The 5011-nt window shown below is 55.6% G+C and carries 7 protein-coding genes; 6 read left to right on the top strand and 1 reads right to left on the bottom strand.

All coding sequences use genetic code 11. The features are described 5' to 3' along the window. Positions 1-162: 162 nt before the first annotated feature. From JOD69_RS24300 to JOD69_RS24280, 5 genes are all read left to right on the top strand, one after another. The gene (locus JOD69_RS24300) at positions 163-666 is read left to right on the top strand and encodes a hypothetical protein (RefSeq protein ID WP_210024358.1); all 504 of its coding nucleotides are present in this window, start codon (positions 163-165) and stop codon (positions 664-666) included. 37 nt (positions 667-703) lie between these two features. Beyond that, complete coding sequence (locus tag JOD69_RS24295; protein ID WP_086135666.1) at positions 704-1189, top strand: VOC family protein; 486 nt, start codon at positions 704-706, stop codon at positions 1187-1189. 173 nt (positions 1190-1362) lie between these two features. Then, the gene (locus JOD69_RS24290) at positions 1363-2031 is read left to right on the top strand and encodes a Type 1 glutamine amidotransferase-like domain-containing protein (RefSeq protein ID WP_086135665.1); all 669 of its coding nucleotides are present in this window, start codon (positions 1363-1365) and stop codon (positions 2029-2031) included. Between the two features lie 122 nt (positions 2032-2153). After that, positions 2154-2609, top strand: a complete 456-nt coding sequence (locus JOD69_RS24285; protein WP_346425841.1) for a DUF4260 domain-containing protein — start codon at positions 2154-2156, stop codon at positions 2607-2609. 30 nt (positions 2610-2639) lie between these two features. Further along, positions 2640-3170 (top strand): hypothetical protein, encoded by a 531-nt coding sequence (locus JOD69_RS24280; RefSeq protein ID WP_077730021.1) that lies wholly within the window; start codon positions 2640-2642, stop codon positions 3168-3170. Positions 3171-3255: 85 nt separating this feature from the next. On the opposite strand, the gene JOD69_RS24275 is transcribed toward JOD69_RS24280, so the two are convergent. After that, positions 3256-3855, bottom strand: coding sequence for a TetR/AcrR family transcriptional regulator (locus tag JOD69_RS24275; RefSeq protein ID WP_077730020.1), 600 nt, complete (start codon positions 3853-3855; stop codon positions 3256-3258). 141 nt (positions 3856-3996) lie between these two features. On the opposite strand from JOD69_RS24275, the gene JOD69_RS24270 reads away from it, so the two are divergent. Continuing rightward, entirely contained in the window at positions 3997-4548 is a 552-nt protein-coding gene (locus tag JOD69_RS24270; protein ID WP_077730019.1) for a carboxymuconolactone decarboxylase family protein, read from the top strand. Positions 4549-5011: the final 463 nt, after the last annotated feature.

Genomic DNA, 5011 nt, shown 5'->3' with positions numbered 1-5011 from the left:
AGTTCCTACCCTGGAACCTGGCCGATCAGGTGACGGAACTGACCCAGCCGTTGGCGGCTTGAGGCTGTCACGACGGTAACCGTCGGACGCTTACATTTCTTCGGATGGGCGATAGATAGAGATCTAGAGGAGTGGGGCGTAGTCGTCGCCCTTGCGGAGTCAATGCATGCCGACGGCACGCTCTTCTTTTCAAAGATAAAGAGTCGCCGGCGGCCCAATGATCCTCCGGATTGTGAGGCTCTTGGGGAGAGCGGTCAGCGGCTCGCCATCGAGGTCACTGAGCTTGTTGATGGCCCTATGATCCACGAGTACAAGCGGGCACGGAAGGAGAGGAAGCTCAGCGAATGGGCTGAGTGGAACCAACAGAAGTTTATCGACGCGCTCACGTGCTGTATCACGAAGAAGGATCGGCGTTTTCCAGCGCTGAAAGACCCGCCGTACTCTGATGGTTACATGGTTGTGATACATACGGATGAACCCGGTTTGCCTCGCAACGTAGTAGAAAAGTTTCTTGATGGGCACGTCTTTCAGAAGCCCGAATACATTGATCGAGCACTGCTCCTTCTATCATATGACCCGAGCATTGAACGGTGTCCGTACTTCGAATTAAAGTGGATGGCTAACGAGGCGCTCCAGCCGACCGCGCCGATGCGGCGCAGCGGCTGAGCTTCGTCGTTAGCCCCTGTGCGCATGGAGAAGTGACATGATGAAGCAAGCAAAGAACACGATTTGCCTTTGGTACGACGGCGACGCCGAAGAGGCGGCGCGTTTTTACGCGAAGACCTTCCCCGATTCATCTGTTGGTGCGGTACATCGCGCACCGGGGGACTTTCCATCCGGGAAGCAAGGGGATGTTTTGACGGTCGAGTTTACTGTCATGGGAATTCCCTGCCTCGGGCTTAATGGCGGACCCAACTTTAAGCACAGCGAAGCGTTCTCCTTTCAGGTCGCAACCTCTGACCAGGCAGAAACCGATCGTTACTGGAACGCGATCGTGGGCAACGGTGGCGAAGAGAGTTCGTGCGGCTGGTGCAAAGACAAATGGGGCCTCTCCTGGCAGATTACCCCACAGGCTTTGACAGAAGCGATAACCGACCCCGATCGCGCTGCTGCCAAGCGTGCATTCGATGCAATGATGCAGATGAGAAAGATCGACATCGCGGCAATCGAAGCGGCGCGCCGTGGTTGAAGCGGGAAGTGGACGATGGTACCTCCTGCCACATTTACGCTCTGATCGTCAGGTGGCGGCTAACAATTCGTCCAAGCGGACGCGCTGACGCGCGCCACTTAACTCAAACGTTAGCCCGCAGCCATCGCGTTCCTGCTCAAAGGACGCTCTCGGTAACTGCAAGGAGAGTTTCAGTGAAGTATCTTCTTACCTCGGCCGGTATCAAGAACACGAGCATCCACAATGCGCTGCTCGACCTGCTGGGCAAACCGATTGCCGAGTCCAGCGCCCTCTGCATTCCCACCGCGGCGTATGCCTTGCCCGGCGGTGCTGACATCGCATGGCGGCTGATCAGCGGACGAGATCCCGTCTGCCCCATGTGCGAATTGGGTTGGAAGTCCTTGGGAGTGCTGGAGCTGACCGCGCTGCCCAGCATCGATAAAGAGCATTGGGTCCCCATGGTCCAGGCAACTGACGTCCTGCTGGTGGGAGGCGGCGATCCCTTGTACCTGTGTTATTGGATGCGGCAATCAGGACTGGCAAGCCTCTTGCCGTCACTGCGCGAGACGGTTTACGTGGGACTGAGCGCCGGGAGCATGGTGATGGCCCCCAGCATCGGGGAGGACTTCGTCCGCTGGAAGCCGCCCACCGGTGGCGATGAAACATTAGGACTGGTGGATTTTTCGATGTTTCCACACCTCGATCACGAGATGCTGCCGGAGAATTCCATGGCTCACGCGGAAAAATGGGCCGCCGGCATGCGTGTGCCGGCGTACGCCATGGACGATCAGACCGCCATCAAAGTGATCGATGGCATGGTCGAGGTTGTCTCCGAAGGCCATTGGAAACGATTTACGCCCTAATGGGCGGGGTGAGAGTTGGCTGGAAGGTGATGAGGTGGCAGGCAATGCAGCCTACTCATGGTTCGCTCTTGCAGCGGGCTTCACCCGCTGCGGCACTCGGGTGAACTCAAACTTTGGGCGCTATGCAAGGAGATCAAATGTCCGGTGAAACTACAGGTGCTGTACGTTTAATGCTTCGACTTGAGGGGCTGTGTGTTCTCCTCGCAGCGGTGCTTGCTTACTCGAAATTGGGCTTTAGCTGGGGTACGTTTGCATTGTTCTTTCTCACCCCGGACGTTTCGTTTCTAGGTTATCTCGCTGGGGCACGGGTTGGTGCCATAACCTACAATGCCGCACACTCGTATATCGGTGCGATTGCCTGTCTTCTCGTAGGGTTCCTCCTCCCTGCCCCCGTGCTTTCATGTGCGGGCGTCATATGGTGCGCCCACATTGGCTTTGACCGTGCTCTAGGTTACGGGCTCAAGTATTCAGTGGGGTTTGGTTTTACCCATCTCGGCATTATCGGTCGGTTTGCCAGGCCCGCTCCTAACCCTGCATTCGAGAGGGACGCGCCAAAAACGGCGCGCCCCTCAATTTGAACGTTAGGGGCTCACGCAGAAGGAAGCCTTATGTCCAGCCGAACTGAAAAGCTCCACACAATTACTAAGCGGCTTATTCTCATGACAGCCTGCGCTCTCGTGATAGTGGTTTCGATATTCGGGCTGTCATTCCTCTTTCACCAGCGACTCATGGTGTCGTGGTTATGCTTTGGTTGCGGACTACTTGGTGGTTTTGTAAGCATCCAGCAACGCCTGAAGAAGCTTGCCGATGAAGAACTTGAACTATTGTCCCGGTCATGGTTTCAGATTCTGCTAATTCCAATCTACGGTGGGATATTCTCTCTCGTTCTATACGTGGGCTTTTTGAGTGAAATCTTGAACGGACCACTCTTTCCTCATTTTGCATTTCCCCCATTTTCTGAGCCTCTACCAACAGCAGACGACCTGATCAGATTCATCAACTCTACCTATCCAGCATCAGGGCAGGATGTAGCAAAGCTTCTCTTCTGGGCATTTATTGCTGGTTTCTCAGAACGCCTCGTCCCACAGATTCTTCAGAAGAGCGAACAAGGGCTTTCCGACGAAAAGCCACACCCCTAACCATTCGGTCGAGAGGGAACCTGCAAGCTGCGCTTGCAGGTTCCCTCCGCGGCTACGCCGCTCCGGCGGCCCCTCACCTCAAACGTTAGGCGGCTGCAACAACTGTCACCGCCGATATCACGCGGCGAAATATCTGCGGGTCGTTTGCGACCTTTGCCAATAGGAGCGCCCCCTCCAGCAAGGCGAATATGTTCTTCGCTCGTTGCCGGTTATCACCCGCCGGAATTTCACCTGCCTGTTCCGCGCGGATAAGCGCGGCTTCGATGAACTGGCAGTGAGAGTCGAAAATCTTCTGCAACGCCTCTCGTATTTTCTCGTCCTGGCGCGCCATCTCCTGTCCCAAGTTGCCGAAGGGGCACCCTAGAACTCCTCCCTTTTCAGCGGAGACTTGGACCTGCAATTCATGAATTCTTTCAATCAGCTCACGAAGCTGAGTCAGGCCGCTCTCCGAGCTTGAAAAGACTGGCTCAAAAATCCCAGCTCTTGCGTGTTCCCAAAAGCTTTCCATGGCCGCAACCGCAAGATCGGACTTTGAGGGAAAGAAGTGATAGAAGCTGCCTTTCTTTGCGTTCGCACGCTGGCACAACTCATCAACCCCGGTAGCTTGGAAGCTGCGTTCCCACATCAGGGCGGCGGCTGTTTGGAGCAGACGGTCACGCGTATCGAGTGATTCTGCGGGTTTCATTTTGGGTTACCCCTAATTCTTGCTGAGTCATGGTGCAACGTTACCAACAGTTGACCGGTCTGTCTACTCTGCGCTAGTCTGTACCGACCGGTCTAGTCGGAGGGCTTGCCGGCATACTCAACTACATTTTCCGGAGAAATCATGAGCATCTTCACTCAACACTCAGACATGACCGCGCCGGCAGGTGCCGCCGAAGTTCTGGCGAAAGTCAAGGACCTCTACGGCTTCATTCCGAATCTGGGGGCCTATGTGTCCGAATCGCCTCTGGTACTCGATGCCGTACTTAACCTCGACAGGGCTTTCGACAAGGTTTCGCTGACGCCGCAGGAAAGACAGGTCGTTTTGCTTACCGTCAGCACGCTAAACGGGTGCAGCTATTGCAAGACGGTACACACCGCGTTGGGACGTAGGGCCGAAGTTGATGGCGCTGTCTTGAAGGCGGTTATTGCCCTTGAGCCACTGCCCGACCGGAAGCTCAATGCGCTGCGCGACTTCACTCGCAAGGTCGTGGAAGAAAAGGGGTGGGTCAAAGAAGAAGATGTGCAGAAATTCCTCGTGTCAGGCTACACCAAGGCTCAGGTATTTGAGGTGGTGATGGGGGTGGCCCTGAAAACGCTCACCAACTATAGCAATCACTTGGCCGGTGCCGTACCTAATCCCGAGTTCATAGCAATGGCGGAAGGCACGGCCTAATCCCCGAAGTATTTGCTGGCGCAATCGGAATACCGCTTGCGCCAGCTATTCCCTAACCGAACTCAGGAGCGCCGACGATGGCTGACAAAGAATGCGCACATGCTGGTCTTCCTCCGACCGGGGTACCATGTCCAAGCTGTAAACAAGGTACTTTGGAAGTGGCTCGGGGCCGTTTCGGTCCTATTTACAAGTGCACGTCCAAGGGGTGCGATTACTGGCTACCCGAGCGTCCAACGGGAAAAAGATGCTCGTTCATGCGCGACGGAAAGAAATGTGGTGCACTAATGGTCATGGGAACAAAAACCATCCCGGAGAGATGCAGTGACCAAACATGCCCAAATAGAAATCCGCACAAGCTGCGGGCATCCGCCTAATCGGGTAACCAGGGGTTTCTAACCCCCAGTCCCCACACCACCACGGCATGCGGGTCCGCACCGGGCGGTTCACGAAAAGGGAGCACACG

The organism is Methylocaldum sp. RMAD-M, from assembly GCF_017832375.1.
Classification (GTDB): domain Bacteria; phylum Pseudomonadota; class Gammaproteobacteria; order Methylococcales; family Methylococcaceae; genus Methylocaldum.
Note: the sequence above shows the minus strand (reverse complement) of the source record. Positions and strands in the feature narration are given on the sequence as shown.